This window comes from Lichenifustis flavocetrariae, assembly GCF_026130545.1.
Classification (GTDB): domain Bacteria; phylum Pseudomonadota; class Alphaproteobacteria; order Rhizobiales; family Beijerinckiaceae; genus Lichenihabitans; species Lichenihabitans flavocetrariae.
The window spans coordinates 325743-342635 of the sequence record NZ_JAMOIM010000002.1 but is presented as its reverse complement, the minus strand read 5'-3'; the positions used below and the strand labels follow the sequence as shown (position 1 = coordinate 342635).

General features: G+C 64.0%; 17 protein-coding genes. 2 read left to right on the top strand and 15 right to left on the bottom strand.

Translation table 11 applies throughout. From position 1 onward, the window contains the following. Positions 1 to 11 precede the first annotated feature (11 nt). The gene (rsgA, locus tag M8523_RS05100) at positions 12 to 1061 is read right to left on the bottom strand and encodes a ribosome small subunit-dependent GTPase A (protein ID WP_282583832.1); all 1050 of its coding nucleotides are present in this window, start codon (positions 1059 to 1061) and stop codon (positions 12 to 14) included. A gap of 136 nt (positions 1062 to 1197) precedes the next feature. On the opposite strand from rsgA, the gene M8523_RS05095 reads away from it, so the two are divergent. Next, positions 1198 to 1467: a GCG_CRPN prefix-to-repeats domain-containing protein gene (locus M8523_RS05095; protein ID WP_282583742.1), complete on the top strand. Its 270-nt coding sequence runs from the start codon at positions 1198 to 1200 to the stop codon at positions 1465 to 1467. A 105-nt stretch (positions 1468 to 1572) separates the two neighbouring features. On the opposite strand, the gene M8523_RS05090 is transcribed toward M8523_RS05095, so the two are convergent. Both M8523_RS05090 and M8523_RS05085 read right to left on the bottom strand, forming a co-directional pair. Next, positions 1573 to 1965: a hypothetical protein gene (locus tag M8523_RS05090; RefSeq protein WP_282583741.1), complete on the bottom strand. Its 393-nt coding sequence runs from the start codon at positions 1963 to 1965 to the stop codon at positions 1573 to 1575. 149 nt (positions 1966 to 2114) lie between these two features. Next, positions 2115 to 3431 (bottom strand): AmpG family muropeptide MFS transporter, encoded by a 1317-nt coding sequence (locus M8523_RS05085; RefSeq protein WP_282583740.1) that lies wholly within the window; start codon positions 3429 to 3431, stop codon positions 2115 to 2117. A gap of 205 nt (positions 3432 to 3636) precedes the next feature. Here M8523_RS05085 and M8523_RS05080 point away from each other — a divergent pair, with 205 nt between their 5' ends. Continuing rightward, a complete protein-coding gene (locus M8523_RS05080) occupies positions 3637 to 4044 on the top strand; it encodes a hypothetical protein (protein ID WP_282583739.1) in 408 nt (135 codons plus the stop codon). A gap of 37 nt (positions 4045 to 4081) precedes the next feature. Here the strand turns inward: M8523_RS05080 and M8523_RS05075 are convergent, their stop codons facing one another. The 12 genes from M8523_RS05075 to M8523_RS05020 form a co-directional block, all read right to left on the bottom strand. Further along, the gene (locus M8523_RS05075; RefSeq protein WP_282583738.1) at positions 4082 to 5299 is read right to left on the bottom strand and encodes a phosphopentomutase; all 1218 of its coding nucleotides are present in this window, start codon (positions 5297 to 5299) and stop codon (positions 4082 to 4084) included. Positions 5300 to 5462: 163 nt separating this feature from the next. Next, positions 5463 to 5909: a VOC family protein gene (locus tag M8523_RS05070; RefSeq protein WP_282583737.1), complete on the bottom strand. Its 447-nt coding sequence runs from the start codon at positions 5907 to 5909 to the stop codon at positions 5463 to 5465. A 28-nt stretch (positions 5910 to 5937) separates the two neighbouring features. Then, complete coding sequence (locus tag M8523_RS05065) at positions 5938 to 7362, bottom strand: adenylate/guanylate cyclase domain-containing protein (RefSeq protein WP_282583736.1); 1425 nt, start codon at positions 7360 to 7362, stop codon at positions 5938 to 5940. Between the two features lie 60 nt (positions 7363 to 7422). Beyond that, positions 7423 to 7809: a VOC family protein gene (locus tag M8523_RS05060; protein ID WP_282583735.1), complete on the bottom strand. Its 387-nt coding sequence runs from the start codon at positions 7807 to 7809 to the stop codon at positions 7423 to 7425. A 15-nt stretch (positions 7810 to 7824) separates the two neighbouring features. Then, on the bottom strand, positions 7825 to 8043 hold the full coding sequence (locus tag M8523_RS05055) for a hypothetical protein (protein ID WP_282583734.1): 219 nt from the start codon (positions 8041 to 8043) through the stop codon (positions 7825 to 7827). A gap of 110 nt (positions 8044 to 8153) precedes the next feature. Beyond that, positions 8154 to 9779, bottom strand: a complete 1626-nt coding sequence (locus M8523_RS05050) for an ABC transporter ATP-binding protein (protein ID WP_282583733.1) — start codon at positions 9777 to 9779, stop codon at positions 8154 to 8156. Then, positions 9776 to 10213 (bottom strand): type II toxin-antitoxin system VapC family toxin, encoded by a 438-nt coding sequence (locus M8523_RS05045; protein ID WP_282583831.1) that lies wholly within the window; start codon positions 10211 to 10213, stop codon positions 9776 to 9778. The genes M8523_RS05050 and M8523_RS05045 overlap by 4 nt, the downstream gene beginning before the upstream one ends. Before the next feature lie 325 nt (positions 10214 to 10538). After that, positions 10539 to 11723 (bottom strand): ABC transporter permease, encoded by a 1185-nt coding sequence (locus M8523_RS05040; protein WP_282583732.1) that lies wholly within the window; start codon positions 11721 to 11723, stop codon positions 10539 to 10541. A gap of 2 nt (positions 11724 to 11725) precedes the next feature. Further along, the gene (locus M8523_RS05035) at positions 11726 to 12829 is read right to left on the bottom strand and encodes a microcin C ABC transporter permease YejB (protein ID WP_282583731.1); all 1104 of its coding nucleotides are present in this window, start codon (positions 12827 to 12829) and stop codon (positions 11726 to 11728) included. A 61-nt stretch (positions 12830 to 12890) separates the two neighbouring features. Continuing rightward, the gene (locus M8523_RS05030) at positions 12891 to 14108 is read right to left on the bottom strand and encodes a glycosyltransferase (RefSeq protein WP_282583730.1); all 1218 of its coding nucleotides are present in this window, start codon (positions 14106 to 14108) and stop codon (positions 12891 to 12893) included. Positions 14109 to 14249: 141 nt separating this feature from the next. Then, a complete protein-coding gene (locus tag M8523_RS05025) occupies positions 14250 to 16139 on the bottom strand; it encodes an extracellular solute-binding protein (protein ID WP_282583729.1) in 1890 nt (629 codons plus the stop codon). A gap of 133 nt (positions 16140 to 16272) precedes the next feature. Next, the gene (locus M8523_RS05020; protein ID WP_345894222.1) at positions 16273 to 16815 is read right to left on the bottom strand and encodes a c-type cytochrome; all 543 of its coding nucleotides are present in this window, start codon (positions 16813 to 16815) and stop codon (positions 16273 to 16275) included. Positions 16816 to 16893: the final 78 nt, after the last annotated feature.

Genomic DNA, 16893 nt, shown 5'->3' with positions numbered 1-16893 from the left:
TGGTCCGTGGCTCACCGCCTCCGCGGCCGCCCCGCAAACGTCCTATTCCCCCTCGGCCCGACCAGCACCGGCGTGTTGTCCTTGTTCTCGTCGAAGAGGGTGCGCCAGCGGGCGAGGCGGGCGGGGTCGAGGGTGCCGGCTTTGACGGCGGCCTGGACGGCGCAGCCGGGTTCGTGGGCGTGGGTGCAATCGCTGAAGCGGCACAGGGGGGCGAGTTCGGTGATCTCGGCGAAGAGCGTGCCGATCCCCTCCGCGGCGTCGCCCACGTGCAGCGTGCGCATGCCGGGCGTGTCGATCACCCAGCCGCCGCCCGCGATGGCGTGCAGGGAGCGGGCGGTCGTGGTGTGGCGTCCCTTGGCATCGTGTTCGCGGATCGCGCCGGTCTGTTGCGGCGCCTCCTGGTCGGGGCCGGCCAGCGTGTTCACGAGCGTCGATTTGCCGACCCCGGAGGAGCCGACCATCGCCACCGTCTGTCCGAAACCGCACCAGGGCGCGAGGGTCGCGACTGAAGCGCGGGCGCGCGGATCGAGCATCAGGACCGGAAGATCGCGTTGCAGCGCGGCGGCCTGCCGTCGATAGCTGTCCGCCTCATTCGTGTCGTCCGCCTTGGTCAGCACGATGACCGAGGCGGCGCCGCCCTGGTTCGCCAGGGCCAGATAGCGTTCGAGCCGCGCCGGGTTGAAATCGGCGTTGCAGGAGGTGACGATGAACAGCGTGTCCACATTGGCGGCGGCGAGTTGCGGGACGCGGCTGTTCTCGACGTGACGCTCCAGCACCGTCCGGCGCTGCAGGCGGCGGTGCAGCGTTTCGGTGTGAGGGTCGACCAGCACCCAGTCGCCCACCGCGAAGTCCCCGGTGTTGGTATTGGCCGCGATCGTCAGCCGCACCGGGCCGGCGTCGGAGAGGCCGGTCAGGCGGGCGCGGTGAACCTCGGCGATCCGGCGCGGCACGAAACCCGCGTCGCCGGGCGCGCGCTGATGCTCGAAGAAGTCGGACCACCCCAGGCTGGCAAGCGGGTGCGGCGAAACCGGGGGAGGGTGATCTGTCACGCTGCCGTGCATGACACGGCGCGGCGCCGATGCCCAGCGACTTCGCATCGCCGCGGCCTCCGCCCGCTTCATCGCCGCTTCATCTTCCGCGTCCTAGCCTGCGCATGATGGCCCGACGCAGGGCCATATTCACCAAGGGAGAGCAACGATGAAAATCACCAGCTTGGTCCTCGCGGCGGGCGCGATGCTGTTCGCGATAGGCGGCGCCGAGGCCATGCCGGCCGCGCCGCTGGCCCAGGACAGCCCGGTGATCCTGGCGCGCGCAGGCTGCGGGTTCGGCGCGCACCGGGGTCCCTACGGCGGCTGCCGCCTCAATCGCGGCCCGCGCGGCAGTATTCGCGCCATGATGACCGGCGCGCCGCGCGGTTGTCCGCCCCGCATGTATCGTGGTCGCTACGGCCGCTGCCACTACCGGTAACCAACAAAGCAAGGTCGGCCCATCGGAGCCGACCTTGCTTCTGGGTGTGGACATGCGCAAACGGCCCGGTCGAGGCCGGGCCGTTTGCGATCGATCGGGGTTGCGTTACTTCTGCGCGGCAACCGGCGTCGGGTCGTCGGTTCCACCGGCTTTCGGGGCGGGCGTCGCCGAGGCTGTTTTCTTCACCACGTCCGTCACCTCGGTAAAACTGTCCGGGCCGATCACCATCGCGACCGGATTGCCCATCTTGTCCTTGGCGCGGACGAAGAAGGAGGATGGCATCACGGTCACGGCCGAATAGCCGTTCTTGGTGAGTTGATCCTGGATCTGCTGCCGCATGTTCATCGGATGCATTTGGTCGGCCGCCGCCATCGCCTGGCTGTTTTGGATGACGGGGCCGGCGTCCGCCGCCTTGGCGGGGCTCGTCGCCGCATTCGCGGTGGCGGCTCCAGCCAGGAGAAGCAACGCCGAGCTGAATGTAACAATATTGTAATTCATAGGAACGCCTCCTCTTGAATCCCCTCGTCTATACAATCATTCGACGCTGCATCGGGTTCTGGGAGCAAGATTAAACTTGTGAAAGCCGGAGTAGCGTCAGCCTGGTGAGGTGAGGTGTGTCAGCCGAGGAGAGCGGAGGCTGCCGTCACTCAGTCACCCTTCTGCCCCGGCGCGACACCTCCCTGCCGCCGCGACACCCACCAGCACAGGAGCGCCACCGGGGCGCCGATCAGCGCCGTCATGGTGAAGAACCATTCGAAGCTCATCCGCTCGATCAGGAAGCCCGAAGCGCCGGCCAGCAGGCTGCCCGGCATGGCGCAGAGCGAGGTCAGCAGGGCATATTGGGTCGCGGCATGTTCGGTCGTGGCCAGCGCCGACATGTAGGTGATGAGGATGATCGACGCGAACGAATAGGCGAAATCGTCGATGCTGACGCTGGTGGCGAAGAGCCAGAACTCGCCGCCGCCATGGTCGCCGTGTACGGCCAGATAGGCGAGGCTGAGGTGCGACGCCGAGGCGAAGACCGTGCCGCAGAGAAGGCTGCGCATCAGCCCGATGCGCTTGACCACCCAACTTGCGAAGAATGTGCCCGCGAGCGCGACCGGGAAGCCGAAGAGCTTCGTGACCGTGGCGATGTCCGAATTCGAATAGTGCAGGCTCTTGAACAGCGGCACCGCCATGGCGTTCGAAATATAGCCCGGCATGCGGAAGCCGGCGACGAGCAGCAGGGTCGGGAGGGCCAGAGGCCCGAGCCGCCCGATCAGATCGCGGATCGGCGCCACGATCGTGTCCACGAAGCTCGAGGGCGGCGGCTGCGCGGCCGTGTCGGATTGCGGTTCCGGCGCCATCAGGGCGGCGATCAAGCCGGGGAGCATGCAGAAAGCCATGCAGAGATAGGCGGCGCGCCAGCCGAACGCATCGGCGAGATAGAGCGCGCCCGCGCCGGCCACGAGATTGCCGATACGCCACCCCACCTCCGACCAGGAGGACATGAGGGCCTGCCGCTCGACGGGCGCGACCGTGATGCGCCAGCCGTCGATGACCACATCCTGGGTCGCGCCCGCGAAGCCCAATGCGAGCGAGAACAGGACCGTCCAGGTGAGCCAATGGGCGGGATCGCCGAAGGCGATGCCGGCGAGCGTGAGCGCGATGCCGATCTGCGCCACCACGATCCAGCCGCGCCGGCGTCCCAACAGCCGGCCGAAGACCGGCGGATCGTAGCGGTCGAGAAAGGGCGCCCACAGGAACTTGAACTTGTAGGCGAGCGTCATCTCGCTCATCAGGCCCAGCGTGCCGAGCGGCACCTTGGCCTCGCTGAGCCAGGCCGATTGCGTGATGTAGACGAGCAGGAACGGGATGCCGGACGAGAAGCCGAGCCCCACCATGGTGCCGAGGCGGCGGTCGGCGAACAGCGCGCGAAGGGGCGAGAGGCTGTCGGCGCCGGTCGGCAGGGTCTGGCTTTGCATGCGGGCTCGTGATCAGGGCGAAACGTCGGCCCCATTCGCGGGTGGGAGGAGCGGCTTGGCAAGCCCTGGGTTGCATCGAGGGCAGATGAACGGCCGATAAGTGCGGCGTTCCCGGTGCATTCAGCCCGCCGGCGGCATGATCTCCCCATGGTTCCGAATGATCCTCCCACCGGGAGGTGCGGAACCGCTCAGGACGGTGAAAGCCATGGCTTTCGTCACTCGCAAAGCGCCCGCTCTTCTTCTCGCTGCCGTTACGTCGCTGGGTCTGCTGGTCCCGCACGCCGCCGAGGCCCGCAACGGGCAGAACGCCGCTCTCATCATCGGCGCGCTGTTGGGCGCCGCAGCCGGCTCGACGCTGGCCCATTCGGCCGAGTACGACGACAATTACACGGTCGTCGAGCAGGCCCCACGCCCGATCTACCGGCAGCGCTTCGTGGACCCCGGCTATGACGAGGCCGGCTTCGATGAGCCCAGCCGCCCGGTCTATCGCGAGGCGCCGCGCTATCGCGTCGTCCGCGACGGATGGGATCGCGGTGGCTATGACGGCGAGCGCGGTTTTCACCGGCAGCCTTGCCCGGAGCGCGACTGGCGCCGGGCCGGCGACGGCTGGTGAGGTTGTCGATGGCTTGCCGGTCGCCGCGAGCCAAGCGTCAGAACCAGGCCTCTCCGGCAGGCGTCGGCGAGAGGCCGAGGTGGCGCGCGATCGTGGCGCCGACATCGGCCAAGCTCCCGCGCCGTCCGATCCGCATCCCATCGCGCGCAGCGCAGTGCGCGAGGATCGGCACGTGCTCGCGGGTGTGATCGTTGCCGCGAAAGGTCGGATCGTTCCCGTGGTCGGCGACGAGGATCAGGAGATCGTCGGGGCGCAACCGCTCGATGATCTCCGGCACGCGCCGGTCGAAGGCTTCGAGGCAGGCCGCGTAGCCCGCGACATCACGGCGATGGCCGAACTCGGTGTCGAAATCGACCAGATTGGCCACGATCAGCCCGCCGTCGGCGAGGTCCGGCAGGGTTTCGAGCACAAGGTCGAGATTGGCATCGTTGCTGGCGCCCTTCCGTTCCGTGCCTGTGTCGACATGGGCGAAGATGTCGCCGATCTTGCCGATGCTGACGACCGCGCGGCCGGCCTGAGCGGCGCGCGCCAAGAGATGGCCTGACGGTGGCGGCACCGCGAAATCCTTGCGGTTTGCCGTGCGTCGGAAATCCGCATGCGAATGGCCCACGAAGGGGCGCGCGATCACGCGGCCGATATTCAAGGGGTCGCAGAGCCGGCGGGCGATCCGGCAAAGATCGTAGAGCCGGGTCAGCCCAAAACTCTCCTCGTGCGCCGCGATCTGGAACACGGAATCGATCGAGGTGTAGCAGATCGGCTTGCCGGTGCGGAGGTGCTCGTCGCCGAGCTCCTCGATGATGCTGGTGCCGGAGGCGTGGCGGTTGCCCAAGATGCCTGGCAACTTGCCTTCGCTGACGAGCGCGGTGACCAGATCTTGCGGGAAGCAGGGTTCGGACTGCGGGAAATACCCCCAGGCGAACGGGACGGGCGTGCCGGCCAGCTCCCAATGGCCCGAGGGCGTGTCCTTGCCGGCGGAACGCTCGACACCGTAGCCCCAGCCGGTGTCGCGTGGCGCGGCGTGCAGTCCTGGTGGGACCCGTCCGATCGAGGCGAGGCACGCCGAACCGAGCCCCAGCCGATCGAGCCAGGGGAGGACGATCGGACCCGATCGCACTCCCTCCCTGGCCGCGTCGCCTCTCGCGCAAGCCTCGGCGATGTGGCCGAGCGTATCGGCGCCGACATCACCGTAGTCCGCGGCATCCTCCGCCGCGCCGCAGCCGACGGAATCGAGAACGATGAGAATGGCGCGGGGCACGGGATCGATCCTGGTGGAAGGCGTTCTATAGCCGGAGCCGGGCTCGTGTTCGACCCGCGCACGAGCGGCCGGCAAGTTGCTTGCCTTGGGATGTCGACGTTTTCACCCTGTTATTGTCGACCGGCTTTGTCCTCCGCGCTGTGGCGCATCCTTCTTCAGGCCGTCATGGAGCACGCTCCACGACATCTTGGGCGCGGAGGGATTCATCGGACGACGATGACACCGGATCGTGACAGCAGACGCAGAGCTTGTTCCCGTCCGGGTCTCGGAAGTAGGCGCCATAATAATCCGGATGGTACTGCGGCCTGAGCCCAGGGCCCCCTTCATCGGCTGCACCTAAAGCAAGTGCGGCCGCATGACATCGATTGACCGCCCCTCGATCGGGGGCAAGCAGCGCGACCATCTGGCCGTTGCCGGGTTGAGCGGGCCGGCCGTCGAAGGGGACGCCCACCAGGAACAGGGGACGCGGAACACCGGGCTGCATCCAGCCGGCCCATTGCCGCTCCGGGTCTTCAAATTTCAGAGCAAATCCGAGCTCGGCCATAACGGCGGCGTAGAACGCTTTTGCCTGAACGAAATCTGCGATGCCGATGAACACGTGTGACAGCATCGACCGCCCCTCATGAAGATGTTGCGCGTCAGACGTCGCTGGCCGCAAGTTCGAACACCGGTACGCGGTCTCCGATCCCGCGCAGCCCCTGGGTCCAGGGCCTCGAGCCGATGTGTCGGGAGGCCAGGAGATCGGCCGAGGCTGCGTGCAACAGGATCGGCTCCGTCGCGAAGATGCTGTCGCTCGTCGCGAGGTTTTGCACACGTGAAGCGATGTTCACGGTCTGTCCGAAATAATCCTGCCGATCATTGAGGGAGACGGCGAGGCACGGCCCTTCGTGCAGGCCGATCTTGAGCGTCAGATCCTCAGCGCCGCGCTCGGCATTGAGCTGCCGCATGGAATCCTGCATGCGCAGGGCGGCCGAGACGGCTCGATCCGGCGTCGTGAAGGTTGCCATGACGGCGTCGCCGATGGTCTTGACCACAGCGCCCGATTCCGAGGCGACGATCTCGTGCAGAAGGCGAAAATGGGCACGGACAAGATCGTAGGCTACGAGGTCGCCGACACGCTCATAGAGTTCCGTCGACCCTTTCAGGTCCGTGAACAGAAACGTCAGGCTCATGATCTTCAGGCGCTGATCCACGTCGAGCGTGTCGGTGCGATAGATGTCCCGGAACGTCTGGTTGCTCAGCAGGTGCTTGGCGGTCAAGAACGGCCGTCGGCCACCGATCATCTCGTCGAGTTCAGGCCCTGCCCGGTAGACACCGAGGAGCGCCCGCTCCTGCGTTCGATTGTCGAAGGACACGCGGAGCGGGCCTGGCCGGAAGACCGATCGCCCCACATTGGGATGAAGGCTGTCGAACAGGATCGAGAGATCCTGTCGCTCCACCGTTGGCTCACCCTCCACGGCCGCGAGGTGCGCCGTATGCGTGATGGGGTCGAACAGGACGACCGGCGATTCCGGCAGCTGAACGGTCAGGATCATCCGCTCACCGGGTCGTACTTCGAGCGTTTCAAGCATGCAGGATTGGGCCAACGCATCGAAAACGGCCCGTTTCGGAAAGGCTACGCCTGAGCCGAAGAAGACCTGACGATGATAGTCCCAGAAGGTAAGGCCGCCTGGATCGTGAGCACCGATGTGGCGGAGACGCGGGCTCACCGTGAAGCTCACCTCGACCTGATTGTCGAGGTGCAGCTCCTCGGCGGCATCGCAGAAGGCACAGTAATAGTGTGACTCGCGCACCGTTTTCAATGTCGTGGTCGCATTCAGCACCCCGCTGCAATGGGGGCACAGGACGTTCCAGGACATCTCGAAGAGACCAAGGCGCGCGGCATGCAGGAAGGTAGCGATGACGGCATCTTCCGGAAGGCCCGCAGCCGCCGCGACGGAAAGCGGATTGGTGCGGGCAAGCTCTTCGTCAGAGCCGTCGCGAACCAGATCTTGGATGGCGCGAACCGCATCGGCGGAACCTAAATTGCGAAGCGCCGTGAAAAGTGCGTCTGACTCATGCATAGCGGCAGGATAGAACAAAACCGATACAAACGCACGCGGAATGACGAGGATCCGGCAGAATCAGCCTGCTGTATGGCAGACGGCTTCCACATTGTTGCCGTCGGGATCCACAATGAAGGCAGCATAATAATCGGGGTGGTAGTGCGGTCGCAAACCTGGCGCGCCATTGTCTGTTCCCCCGGCCGCGATCGCGGCCCGATGGAAGAGCCGCACGGCCTCGGGTGTCTCGGCCGTGAACGCGACGTGGACGGGACCGCCGGCCGGATGACCATCGCCGAGCCAGAAGAACGGTTTGCCGTTCGCTCCGAAGCCCACATGGGCGCTGCCACCAGTCTGCTCGGCCGTGACATCCATCACGACGCCGATTCCCAGTGGCGCGAGGGCGGCCAGGAAGAACGCTCTTGACCGGGCAAGATCCCTGGCCGGGACGCCCAAATGATCGATCATGCGCACCTCACCTTGCTACTCGCCACCACCCTTGTGGCTGGACCGAAATCGATGGAACAGCGGCAAGAGGACTTTATAGCGCCCCACGTAGTCAAGGCCGCCGACGTGGTGTGAGGCGCGGGCCGCCATAAACAACTCCGTTTGGAGCTCCACCAGGGACTGCCGCTTCGTCTCCCTCGCCGCTTTCGCCGCCGCCGCGAAGGGCCCGAAATGCCAATAAGCGTCGAACGTCATGGCAAAGCGAAAAATACATTCGACGTCAGCGTGCCCGGCAACGTTTCGAGCAGCACCGACGGGTCGACGTCGGGCATGTCAGCCATGGCCTTACCTTCCGGAGCGAAAGCCTATTGCGCGACCGCGGCGCTGGCGACGGCCTCGACCCGAAAGGCGGCAGCGAACAGAGCCTTGGTGTAATCGCTCCTTGGGGCAGCAAAGATTTCGTTTGCCGGCCCCGCCTCGACCACCTTCCCGTGCCGCATCACGATGAGTTCGGCCGCGAGCGCTCGCACGACCTTCAAGTCATGGCTGATGAACAGGTAGGCAAGTCCCCGCTTTGTCTGAAGGTCGCGCAGCAGATCGACGATCTGAGCCTGCACCGACATGTCGAGGGCCGAGGTGGGCTCGTCGAGGACGACGAATTTCGGCTCCAGCGCCATGGCGCGTGCGATGGCAATGCGTTGCCGCTGGCCGCCGGAGAATTCATGCGGATAACGGTCCATCGCAGCGGGGTCGAGGCCCGTATCGGCAAGGGCCCGAGCCACGACCTCGCGTCGCTCCGCGTAGTTGAGGCGCTTGTTCTGAACGCCCAGGCCTTCTTCCACGATGTCGGCGACGGACAGGCGCGGTGAGAGCGAGCCGAACGGGTCCTGGAAGACGATCTGCATGTCGCGCCGGAGAGGCCGCATGGCTTTTGCGTCGAGACCATCGATGCGGCGACCCAGATAGGCGATCGGGCCTTCCGAGCGGATGAGGCGGAGGAGGGCCAGGCCGAGCGTGGTCTTGCCCGAACCCGATTCCCCCACGACACCGACCGTCTCGCCTCGACGCACCGTGACCGAGATGCCGTCGACGGCTTTCACGTGACCCACGGTCTTGCGCAGGAACCCCTTCTTGATCGGAAACCAGACTTTGAGGTCGTCGACGGTCAGCACCGTCTCGGCCGTGAGGTCGACGGGCGGCGGCGCCCCTTTGGGCTCGGCCGCGAGCAGCATCTTCGTATAGGCATGCTGCGGGGCCGCGAAGACCTGGGCGGTCGGTCCTGCCTCGACGATGCGTCCCTTCTGCATCACGGCGACATCGTCGGCGATGCGGCGCACGATGCCGAGGTCATGGGTAATGAACAGGATCGCCATGCCGCGGCGGGCTTGCAGATCCTTCAACAGTTTGAGAATCTGGGCCTGAACCGTGACGTCGAGCGCGGTGGTGGGCTCATCTGCGATCAGCAGGTCGGGTTCGTTGGCGAGCGCCATGGCGATCATCACGCGCTGCCGTTGGCCACCCGAGAGTTGGTGGGGATAGGCGCTGAGACGGCCGGCGGGATCGGGGATGCCGACCTCCTTCAAAAGCGAGATCACGCGCTCGCGGACTTTGGCGTGTCCTCGTGTCCCATGGAGCTCCAGGATTTCGCCCACCTGCTTTTCGATCGGATGAAGCGGATTGAGCGACGTCATGGGTTCCTGGAACACCATGGTGATCGCCTCACCCCGGATTCCCCGCATGGTGCGTTCGTCCGCCTTGAGGAGGTCCTGACCCTTGAACAGGATTTCGCCCGTGGGAAGGGTCGCTCCGGAGGCGAGGAGGCGGGCGATGGAGAGCGCCGTCACGGATTTGCCTGATCCGGACTCGCCGACCAGCGCGAGCGTCTTGCCCTTCGCGAGCGAGAAGGAGATGCGGTCGACAGCAAGGGTGGTGCGGCCGCCTTGGGTGAAGGCGATGGAGAGGTCGCGGACGGCGAGGAGGGGGATGGTCACGGATTGAGGCTGCGAAGAAGGTCGAGCGATGTCGGATCGATTGTCACGAGCGGTATGCCGCCGGGCGTCGCCAATCGGCGATCATTCGTCAGAATGGCAAAACAGCCGGCATGTTGCGCCGTTGCGAGGTGAATGGCGTCGGGCAACTTGATCGACATCCGTCCCGCGCGGATCCGAGCCGCTTCTGAGAGGATCTCAAGTCCAGTTGGAACGGCGTCGAAGACGTTGTGGTCGGAGAAAAGGTGCTTGTAGAGTGAGATCAATTCGGTTTCACCGTCGACGATGAGCTTCAGGAGCAGTTCGGCGAGTGTGATCTCGCTTGTGACGCCACGCAGGTCTCCAGTCTCGATCGCTTTTAAAACCGACCAGACATGTGACTGGGTCGTTCCAACGTGCTCGAAAGCGGCAATGAAGGCGTTCGTGTCAAGGTAGATCGTGCGAGTGATCGACCTGAGTCGATCAATCGATCACGCTCATCCCACTCGTCACGAATGGCGCGCACCTGCGAGACGATCTCCTCCATCGACTTGTATCGAGGTTTCGCCAGATGACGAAAGCGTGAGAACTGACCCCATCCATAGGGCGGTTCTGGTCCTTCACGATCATCCTTGTCAGGCGCCCTGGTCTCCACCGTCAATGTGACCTCATCCTGCCCCGGGAACTCTTTTTGTAGCTCTTCCGGCAGCTTCGATACGGGGTCGCGCTCGCGAACGATCCTGTTCATGGCCTGAACTCCTCGCCTGCCACTCTACACACCTCTCACCGGAAGGTCTTGCGTGGATCGAAGGCATCGCGCACCGCTTCCCCGATGAAGACCAGCAGCGACAGCATGATCGCGATGGTGAAGAAGCCCGTGAGACCCAGCCAGGGCGCCTGCAGGTTCGACTTGCCCTGCAGCAGCATCTCTCCCAGCGAAGGCGAGCCGGGCGGCAGGCCAAAGCCCAAAAAGTCGAGCGAGGTCAGCGTGGTGATCGAACCGTTCAACACAAAGGGCAGGAACGTCAAGGTCGCCACCATGGCATTGGGCAGCAGGTGCCTCCACATGATCTTGGCGTTCGACAGGCCGAGCGCGCGCGCCGCATTGACGTATTCGAAGTTGCGCGCCCGCAGGAACTCGGCCCGCACCACATGGACGAGGTTCACCCAGGAAAACAGCAGGAGGATGCCGAGCAGCACGAAGAAGCTCGGCGTGATGATGGCCGACAGGATGATCAGCAGATAGAGGTGCGGCAGCGACGACCAGATCTCGATCACGCGTTGCGAGATCAGATCCGTCCAGCCGCCGAAATAGCCCTGAATGGCACCGGTCGCGATTCCCACGGCCGACGAGATCCCGGCCAGGATCAGGCCGAACAGGATCGAGATGCGGAACCCGTAGATCAGCCGCGCCACGACATCCCGGCCCTGGTCGTCGGTGCCGAGCCAGTTCCACTCGATGGCGTTGCAGGGCTTCGTCGCTGGCGGCGTTCCGTGGTGTCGCTCGATCGACGCGCGGCACTGGGCGTCGCTCAGCATCCAGGTCGGCGGTGAGGGGGCTGGGACCGGCAGATCAAGGTTGTGGGTATTGTAGGAATAGCGGATCGGCGGCCAGATCATCCAGCCGTTGTCGTTGATTTCCTTGCTGATCACAGGATCGCGATAGTCGGTCGTGGCCAGAAAGCCGCCGAACTTGTCTTCCGGATAATCGTGCGCGAAGGGGAAGAGGATTTCGCCTTTGTAGGAGGCGACGATCGGCCTGTCGTTCGACACGAATTCGGCGAAGAGCGAGACAACAAACAATAACGTGAAGACGACCAAAGACCAATATCCGCGCCGGTTCCGCTTGAAATTGTCCAAGCGCCGACGGTTGATCGGCGAGAGGCCGAGCCAGCCCCGCCGTGGCAGGGGTGGCGCGAGCGGGGACGAGGCCGGTAGCGCCGCGCGTTCGAGGACGGCGTCGGTCACGCTTAGACCTCCCGAGTCTCGAAATCGATGCGTGGATCAATCCACGTATAGGTCAGGTCCGACAGCAGGTTCACGACGAGCCCGAGCAGGGCGAAGATGTAGAGGTTGGCAAAAACCACCGGGTAGTCGCGGTTGAGGATGGATTCGTAGGACAAGAGCCCCAGGCCATCGAGCGAGAAGATGCTTTCGATCAGCAGGGCCCCGGTGAAGAAGGCGCTGATGAAGGCTCCCGGAAAGCCCGCGACCACGATCATCATGGCGTTGCGGAACACATGGCCGTAGAGCACCTGCCGCTCGCTGAGACCCTTCATGCGTGCCGTCTGCACGTATTGTTTCTTGATTTCGTCCAGAAACGAATTCTTGGTGAGAAACGTCGCGGTCGCGAATGCGCCGACCGACATGGCGATCACGGGCAGGGTGATGTGCCACAGGTAATCGGTCACCTTATGCCACGGATCGAGTTCACTCCAATTGTCGGATGTGAGTCCGCGTAGCGGAAAGACCTGCCAGAATGACCCGCCGGCGAACAGAATGATCAGCAGGATTGCGAACAGGAAGCTCGGAATGGCGTAGCCGAGGATCACCACTCCGGACGTCCAGACATCGAAGCGCGAGCCGTCCCGCACCGCCTTGGCGATGCCGAGCGGGATCGAAATCGCGTAGGACAGCACCGTCATCCAGAGGCCGAGCGAGATCGACACGGGCAACTTCTCGCCGATCAGCTTCAGCACGGGCGTGTCACGGAAGTAGCTCTTGCCGAAGTCGAAGACCGCATAGTTGCGGATCATCAGCCAGAAGCGCTCATAGGCCGGCTTGTCGAAACCGAATTGCTTTTCGAGGTCCTTGACGAATTTCGGGTCGAGCCCCTGGGCGCCTCGATATTTGGACGACAGGTCACCGCCTCCACCAGCCTGGCTGATCGCGGCCGAGCCGATGTCCGGGCCGCCCCCTCCGAGCCTGTTGCCGCCATCGAGCCCCTGCAACTGAGCGATGATTCGCTCGACCGGGCCGCCGGGCGCGAATTGGATGATGATGAAAGAGACCAGCATGATGCCGAAGATCGTCGGGATCATCAGCAGGAGGCGGCGGGCGATATAGGCAAGCATCGCGGGCGACTCTAAGGGCAAGCCGCCGCGACGCAAAACGGAATTCGGGAGGGCGCACCGCTTAGCCTGCGCGCGTGCTTTCTCGCTGCGGTTGACCGTTCGTCGGCACCCGTGCCCGTATCGCCGCGATCACGCCCGCGGCCTCGCCGGACTCGTTGAGGACAGCCCGGTAGCGCAGAGCCGCGCGGCTGGCTTCCTGACGACGCGGCTCATCGTCGAGCAGAGCCGTGACATGGGCTTCGTCCATGTCGAACACGGCCTCCTCAAAGCCGGATGGCAATCCGTCGCGCGATTGCCGTGACGCGAAAACCGGGAGGCCCGCCGCAAGGGCGGCGAGAAGCTTCATCTTCGTGCCGGTGCCATCGACTGTCGAGAGAGCGGCTCGGCTACGGCGGTAGACATCCTCGACATGATCGACGAAGCCGAGCAGTTCCACATTGGGGAAGGGCACGGCGGCGCTTCGCACTGCCGCGACCCCGCAGACGCGGCCACAGACGGCGATTCGATATCGCGAGAGCCAGGAGCCATGCGCCGCAAGCAGGTCGCACAGGCCGCGCACGTTCATGATATAGTCCGATCCGACGAAGACGAGATCGTAATCCGGCGTCCGACCGACCGGCGAGCGGAGGGGCACCGGTTTTGCCCAGGTCGGGACATAGACGATCCTCGGGGCGTGGAGCATCATCCGGAAGAAGGAGTATTCCACGGGCGAGATGGCCAGGACGGTTCCCGCTGTTTCCAGCAGTGCCATTTCGCTGCGGAATTTTCGCAGTGCGGGGAGCGACATCGGGCTCCTCTGGTGGATCTTGGACCATTTGACGAAATTGACGTCATGGGTCTCGACGAGGCACTGCGCGGCGTCGATGCCGTTTACCTGGGTGAGTGCCTCTGTATAGCTGAGGATGACGACACCGCTGCGCCGTAAAACCGCGTCGAACAGAGGCGTCGACCCTGGAATCCGCGTGGCGATCAGCCCAGCCGCCTTCTTTGGCGCGAGTGCGATGGCGATGTTCTTGGCACGCGTGACCCAGCGCAACACACCGCCGTAGCGCTCCAGCACCAGCTCGATGCCGGGCCAACGCGCCCTGAAGGCCGCGTCGGTCTCCAGGTTCCAGGGCGCATGTGGATGGTCTGTGTAGCAGTAGAGAATGAGCCGCTCGAACTCGTCCTGTAGACGATCGAGCAGCTCGACCAGCCTCGTATTGCCGCCGTTAGCTACAGGAAGAAATGAGCCGTAGTAGAAAACCGTAACATAATCTTGCGGGTTTGTAATCGTCATCGGTAAGTATATGCAAAATGAGGGTCATATTCGACGCGATCGAAGATGGCCGTGATTTCCACAAGTTGCAATTTTAAAACGTTATTAAAAACAGGATGCGTTTCTATGAGGCTGGTGCCGAACCGATACTCTGACGCGGCACTAGCCGCCCAGCTTTAGGGCCTTGGCCTTGGCTTCATCCACCCACCATGTCGACAGAACGCCTGGGTCATATTTCGGCGGTGTTTGCGGGCGTGCGAACATATCCCAGTAGGCAAGCCAATGGTCTGGGTTGTTCCACATGAGCACTCCATAGAAGCCGGCCCGGAGCACGCGATCGAGGCTGCGGCAGATCGTGGTGAGTTCGGCACGGCTCTGCGCCACGAGGGCCTTCTCGATGAGGGCATCCACCACGGGGTCGGCAATGCCCGTGAGGTTCTGCGAGCCGGGCGTCTTGGCGGCTTCCGAACCATAGGCGACGCGCAGATCCTCGCCGGGCGTGAAACTCGCCCCATAGCGCTGTGTCACGATATCGTAGTCGAAGTCCTGCACCCGCGACTGGTACTGAGCCGCATCGACGACGCGGAACGTTGCGTCGATACCGAGCAGGCGGAGATTCTTGATGAACGGCGCGGTGTGGCGCTCGAGGGAACCGCCGAAATCCAGGAACTCGATCGTGAACGGTTCCCCCGATGGAAGCTTCAGGACGTTGCCGTCGCGCTTGCAACCAGCGCCCGCGAGGAGTTTGAAAGCTTGCCCAAGCAACTTTCTGTCCTGTCCGGAGCCGTCCGATACCGGCGGCATGATGGCCTCGCCGAACACCGTCTCGACCACCTTGCCGCGGAATGGTTCGAGCAACTTCAATTCGTCCGGACCGGGCGTTCCGGTCGCGGCCATGTCGGAATTCTGAAAATAGGACCATGTGCGCTGATACAGCCCGAACATGATGTTCTGGTTGGTCCATTCGAAATCGAACGCATACCGCAGGGCTTCACGGATGCGCGGATCCCGGAACTTCGCGCGCCTCGTGTTGAACCACCAGGCCTGAACGCCGCGCGGTGCCTGATCGGCGATCGTTTCCTTCTTGACGCGGCCGTCCTTCACTGCCGGGAAGTCATAGCCCTGGGCCCAGTTGATCGAGGTGAAGTCCTCCTGGAACGTGATCACGGCCGACTTGAACCCCTCGAAGCCGACCTGCCGCTCACGGAAGTACTCGTATCGGATTACGTCGAAATTGCCTTGCCCGACATTGATCGGCAGGTCTTTGGCCCAATAGTCCTTCACGCGCTGGAAGCTGATGAAACGTCCCTGTTCGAACGGACCGACCTTGTAGACGCTCGATCCCAGAGGGGCTTCGAGCGTCGTCTCGTCGAACGGATGAGTCTCGTAATAGGCTTTCGAGAAGATCGGTTGCCCGGCGATGATGAGCGCGAGATCCCGGCTACGGGACGGGTTCAACTTGACCACCACGGTGCCATCGTCAGCCGCGACAGCCGAATCGAGATGCCGCAACGTCGTGCGAATGACGGGATGCCCCTTTTCTTTGAGGATATTGAGCGAAAAGGCCACATCCGCCGCCGTGAGCTTCGAGCCATCATGGAAGCGCGCCTCGGGGCGCAGCAGGAACGTGTAGGTGAGTTTGTCGGATGACCAGCGCACGGCCCTGGCCACAAGTCCGTAGAGCGCGCTCGGCTCGTCGAGCGAGCCCGTCATCAGGGTGTCCGAGATCAGCCCCATGCCGGCGGCGCCATTGCCCTTGAGAATGTAGATGTTCAGCGTGTCGAACGTTGTGAAATTCTGGTTGCCGCCGGTCGTGCTCGACTGCAAGGCGATCTGCCCGCCTTTGGGGGCATCCGGGTTCACATAGGGCAGATGCTTGAAATCGGGCGGCAGCGCCAATTCGCCGAACACGGAGAGGCCATGGCTTTCCGTTTCGCCTTCGGCTGCGAGACTGGACGATCCGAACAGGCCTGAGAGCGTGCTAGGCCAGGCTGTCGCGGCCACCAATGTGCCGCTTGCCAGCAGCGCGGCGCGGCGCGTGAGGTCAGGCATGGACAGAACTCCGTCGGTGATCCGGACCGGGCAGGGCGCCCGTGGGACGATGCCGTCGGAGATGACGCGTTGGCTGGTCAACAAAAAGGCAGGGCGCTGCCCTGCCTGATGAATTCTCCGAAGAAGCCGGAAATCAGGGCTTCGGCATGGGGACCGGGTTGTCCGACAGCGTGTGGAGATAATCGATGATGTCGGCGCGCTTCTCAGGGCTCTGCTCGCCCGCGAAGCCCATCTTCGTCCCGGCGACGTCGGCTTTCGGATTGGTGATGAACTTGTTGATCTCGTCCATGGTCCAGGTCCCACCCTTCGCCTTCAGGGCGTCCGAATAGGAGAACCCGTCCATCGAGGCCACCTTGCGGCCAACCACGCCATAGAGCGGCGGTCCAACCTTGGGGCCAGCGCCCTTCTCGAAATTATGGCAGGCACCGCAGGCCTTGGCGAGGGCCTGGCCCTTCGCCGGATCGGCCTTGGCCAGCAGGACCGGAAGAGGCTCAGCGGGCGCCTCCGGCGCATTCGTCGCAGTTTCCTGCGCGGGTGCCGAAGGCAACTCATAGCCAGGCTTCGCGGGAATGTGGGGCCCAAACACCATGCCCGAGAAAATGCCGAGCAACATGGTCATCATCAGCGTCGCCAGGACACCGCCCGCGATCTTGTTGAATTCGAATGAATCCATCATCCTGGGTGCCGCTCCCTTACGTCCACCGGCCTTGGCTCTGCCTGGCTCCGTTTGCGCTTGATTACGCACTTTGACCCG

Coding starts and splice junctions, on each gene's coding strand:
- M8523_RS05025 (WP_282583729.1), bottom strand. CDS start 16,139: ATGCCTGACCTCACGCGCCGCGCCGCGCTGCTGGCAAGCGGCACATTG.
- M8523_RS05065 (WP_282583736.1), bottom strand. CDS start 7,362: ATGCATGAGTCAGACGCACTTTTCACGGCGCTTCGCAATTTAGGTTCC.
- M8523_RS05030 (WP_282583730.1), bottom strand. CDS start 14,108: ATGACGATTACAAACCCGCAAGATTATGTTACGGTTTTCTACTACGGC.
- M8523_RS05060 (WP_282583735.1), bottom strand. CDS start 7,809: ATGATCGATCATTTGGGCGTCCCGGCCAGGGATCTTGCCCGGTCAAGA.
- M8523_RS05020 (WP_345894222.1), bottom strand. CDS start 16,815: ATGATGGATTCATTCGAATTCAACAAGATCGCGGGCGGTGTCCTGGCG.
- M8523_RS05070 (WP_282583737.1), bottom strand. CDS start 5,909: ATGCTGTCACACGTGTTCATCGGCATCGCAGATTTCGTTCAGGCAAAA.
- M8523_RS05055 (WP_282583734.1), bottom strand. CDS start 8,043: ATGACGTTCGACGCTTATTGGCATTTCGGGCCCTTCGCGGCGGCGGCG.
- M8523_RS05090 (WP_282583741.1), bottom strand. CDS start 1,965: ATGAATTACAATATTGTTACATTCAGCTCGGCGTTGCTTCTCCTGGCT.
- M8523_RS05095 (WP_282583742.1), top strand. CDS start 1,198: ATGAAAATCACCAGCTTGGTCCTCGCGGCGGGCGCGATGCTGTTCGCG.
- M8523_RS05080 (WP_282583739.1), top strand. CDS start 3,637: ATGGCTTTCGTCACTCGCAAAGCGCCCGCTCTTCTTCTCGCTGCCGTT.
- M8523_RS05085 (WP_282583740.1), bottom strand. CDS start 3,431: ATGCAAAGCCAGACCCTGCCGACCGGCGCCGACAGCCTCTCGCCCCTT.
- rsgA (WP_282583832.1), bottom strand. CDS start 1,061: ATGCACGGCAGCGTGACAGATCACCCTCCCCCGGTTTCGCCGCACCCG.
- M8523_RS05035 (WP_282583731.1), bottom strand. CDS start 12,829: ATGCTTGCCTATATCGCCCGCCGCCTCCTGCTGATGATCCCGACGATC.